The 3,530-nt window shown below is 42.4% G+C and carries 2 protein-coding genes and 2 pseudogenes; all 4 read right to left on the bottom strand.

The window, feature by feature from the left end:
* Positions 1 to 211 (bottom strand): annotated as a pseudogene (locus EGT51_RS12645) (hypothetical protein); the annotation flags it as partial.
* 3 nt (positions 212 to 214) lie between these two features.
* Positions 215 to 430 (bottom strand): hypothetical protein, encoded by a 216-nt coding sequence (locus tag EGT51_RS12650; RefSeq protein ID WP_135369015.1) that lies wholly within the window; start codon positions 428 to 430, stop codon positions 215 to 217.
* 121 nt (positions 431 to 551) lie between these two features.
* Positions 552 to 2,687: a type IA DNA topoisomerase gene (gene topB / locus EGT51_RS12655; RefSeq protein ID WP_135369016.1), complete on the bottom strand. Its 2,136-nt coding sequence runs from the start codon at positions 2,685 to 2,687 to the stop codon at positions 552 to 554.
* A gap of 96 nt (positions 2,688 to 2,783) precedes the next feature.
* Positions 2,784 to 3,530: pseudogene (locus EGT51_RS12660) on the bottom strand (MobQ family relaxase); the annotation flags it as partial.

The raw sequence follows: 3,530 nt of genomic DNA on the forward strand, positions 1-3,530 counted from the left end.
CCTTCTGCCATTGCTTAAAACCGGCGACTTGAGTGGCTTGAGGATTTTGCGCATAAATTAAATCAATGTTTCTGGCGCTATAACGATGAAATTTAGCCAGGGTATTGAGATACTTTTTAAATTGGTCACTATCAGTTAATTTTAGGATTTGCTGTTCAGCCTGGGCGACTAATTGTGCTTTCCAAGCCTTAACATCTGCTTTATTTGGCATAAGTTACCCCTCCTCATCTTCAAAAATATCATTCAATGTTGGCGATGATCTTATTTGAACCGGGGTCGTGCCATAAAGGGCAACGTAGCCATCAGGTAATTTTTGCCAAGCCGCTTGATAATAGGCTCCGTTACCAGTGATTTCTTTTAAATACTTGTAGGTTCCTTTTGTTTGCAAAACCGGTAATTCACTCCCAATGACTTCTAATTTATTATCCATTTCATGATCTCCTTTGCTTTGCTAATCTCACCCGTTGTTTGGGTTTACTTTTAGGGTTGTAAAAGTGAACCTAAATGACGGGTTCACCAACCGGAACGTAGTGCAGGGCGGTAGGCAGGTTCTAATCAAAATCAAAACTTAATTTATGGCCGTCAAGCTTTAACTTGGCGTCAAACGACTTTCCTTTTTTGCTCTTGAAACCCTTTAGTTTGCTGGTTTCACCCTTGGTGACCAGTGCTTTGATCGCGGTCTTCCCGAGGGTCTTACTGCTCCATTTCTTAGGCAGGGTAAAGTCTTCGCCTTGCTTAGGCTTTACAATGTAAAATTTTTGTTTGTTTAATACGGTTGCTTGTGGTGTTTCTAAAAACACCTCGGCGGACTTTCGTGCTTGCTGTTGGTGATCGATTTGTTGCTTAATAGCTGCACTGCCAGTAAATTGCGTAGGAACATCAGCAATCAATTTTTCCACGAACTTTTTGATTTGGTTCAAAAAGTTATCCGGGGTGCGTTCTTCGGTACTGATTTGCTGTAATGCTTGCTCCCATTTAGCCGTCATTTCTGGGCTAGTTAGCAAGGGTTCGAGTTCAACCGCTTTACATAAAGTAATTCCGGCTTCACTGACGTGTAGCTTGTTCTTTTCAGTGACGAGATAGCCGCGTTTCTTTAACACTTCCAGCACATTGGCCCGGGTCGCACTTGTCCCAATGCCTTGCACGTCTTTAAGAATCGCTTGGGCTTCCTCATCATCAAGCGTTTTGCCGGCGGTCTTCATTGCCGTAATTAGGGTACCTTCGGTAAAAGGTACCGGTGCGGTCGTTTCTTTTTGCGGTGTTTGCAGATTTGCTTGAACTTGGTCGCCTTGGTGAACGAGCGGTAGGGTGGCTGCCTCTTGCTGGTCGGCTTTGTGATCATCAAATAAAGCTTGCCAACCTTGCTTAGTTGGCACCTTACCGGTTGCTTTAAAATTGGCGTCACCAACTTGGGTAATAATGGTGGTTTCCTCGTACTCGTACGGATCAGCAAACATCGCTAACGTCGTTCTTAAAACCAAGTCATAGACCTGTTGCTGTAATTTAGGCAAGCTGGCTAGTTTCTCTTTCGTCGGAACAACTTTAGTCATAATAATGGCATAGTGTTCTTCAACCTTTTTCCCATTGACGTAACGTTTGTTCGGAGTGGTATTAGTTAAAGCGACTTGCTTAGAGACTAATCCCAGATACTTCGTCAGATTAGCCACTAAATACTCAAATTCTTCATCAGTGATATAAGCACAATCGGTGCGGGGATAACTGAGCAGTTTGTCTTCGTATAAGCTTTGAATAGCCGCTAAGGTTTGGCTGGCGCTGGCGTGATAACGTTTATTCATGGCACTTTGGAGACTAGATAGCGAGAATAGTTGGGGACTAGCACGCTTTTTGTCTTGCTTTTGGACGTCCTTGATTAAACCGCCCTGTGAGCCTTTCTGAACGTGTTTAGCTCTCATGAATGTCATTAGCCCTGCTTCGTCTTTAAATCGCTGATAGGGGTCTAATTTTGCGCCGAATTTTTGCTGATTAGCAAGAATTTCAGCATTTAGTTCAAAATAGGGTTCCGGCTTAAAGTTTTTGATTGCCTGGTCTCTTTGATAGACCATATACAAGGTTGGCGTCTGCACGCGACCAATTGAGTACACCCCGCGTACCCCGTTTTGTCTTAATAACAAAGTATATAAGGGACTACCATTCATACCGATCAACCAATCACTAATTTGACGGGTTTGGGCTTCTTTATAAGCCAAATAGTCTTTGTGCCAGTCACCAAGATTTTTAAAGCCGGTAATAATGGCGTCTTTTTCCAAACTATTCAGCCATAGACGCTTAATGGTCTTCTTTTTAACGTCAATCTGGGCTTGGCTCATGATCGACCACGCAATATTAGAGCCTTCCCGACCGCTATCGGTGGCAACAATAATGGTATCGGCCTTCGTTAACAGGTCTTTGACGACCTTGAATTGATCTTTTTTACTAGCTGACACCACAAACTTGTATTTATCGGGGAAAATCGGTAAATTAGATAAGGCCCATTGCTGGTATTTCTGATCATATTTATCCGGTGTGGCTAGTTCAACTAAATGTCCGAGACCATACGTGACAAGCGTATTATCGGGCAAAACAGGGTCACTAACCGTATAGTAACCCTGTTTTTTTGTGCTCTTTTGAAAGGCTTGGACGTATGAACGGGCTTGACTGGGTTTTTCAGCTAAGATAACAGTGGTCATGTTCGTTCACTCCTTATGATTCAATTTTTGATCTAATTCTGTTTTGCCTTGTTCAGCCGCTTTTAACCAGGTTTAACGGTGCATTTTTTATTCCGATTACAAGTGCATGCCCCCATCTTCATGCCGATTTCGAGTTTGGTGTTGCCGTTGCTTTTTCGCCATTTCCCACTCAGTCTCTTTTAAACCTTGCGCCTGTCTTTGTCGTTGGTAATCTTCATCACGAGCATATAGAACAGTCATGATCGCGTCACTAAAGGCCGTCTTTAAGTAGTAGTTTGGACTAACTGGCTTATAATTTAACGGTTGATAATGTGCCAGCTGGGATTTTCGATATTGATCGTCCTTAGCTTGTTGCTCTTTTAACTGTTTTTGGATTTTCTCAATCTGACTGTTCTTAATCGTTGGATCGACTTTACATTCACCCAAAAAGAGTTGTTTAGTGCCGTCATGCTTTAAAACCCGTTGTAAGTGATGATTCTCTAACTGATCTAAGCTAAGCTGTCCCGATAAATAAGCTAACCCTAATTGATGTTCTTGGGTACTGAAAACCCTCGGTGGGTTTTCTTGCCATTGTGCCATTGTTTCGACTTTTAATGGCTTTAAAGTTGGATCATAGTACATCACGGCTGTATAGGCCTGTTCTTGTCTAACTAGTGAAAGATCATCTAAATCACCATTAGGAAAGGCTCTTTTCAATACTTCATGGTATTGCGTTTGAATGACTTGCTTAACTGCTATGATTGTCCGTAGGTCTTTGACTGCTCTCGTAATCGTTTGCTGTTCTGCTGGTGAATACTTTTCTAGTAGTCCTTTATCGACGTGTTCTAGGCTTTCTAAGCTATC

The organism is Levilactobacillus suantsaiihabitans, from assembly GCF_004745505.1.
GTDB lineage: Bacteria > Bacillota > Bacilli > Lactobacillales > Lactobacillaceae > Levilactobacillus > Levilactobacillus suantsaiihabitans.

Coding starts and splice junctions, on each gene's coding strand:
- EGT51_RS12650 (WP_135369015.1), bottom strand. CDS start 430: ATGGATAATAAATTAGAAGTCATTGGGAGTGAATTACCGGTTTTGCAA.
- topB (WP_135369016.1), bottom strand. CDS start 2,687: ATGACCACTGTTATCTTAGCTGAAAAACCCAGTCAAGCCCGTTCATAC.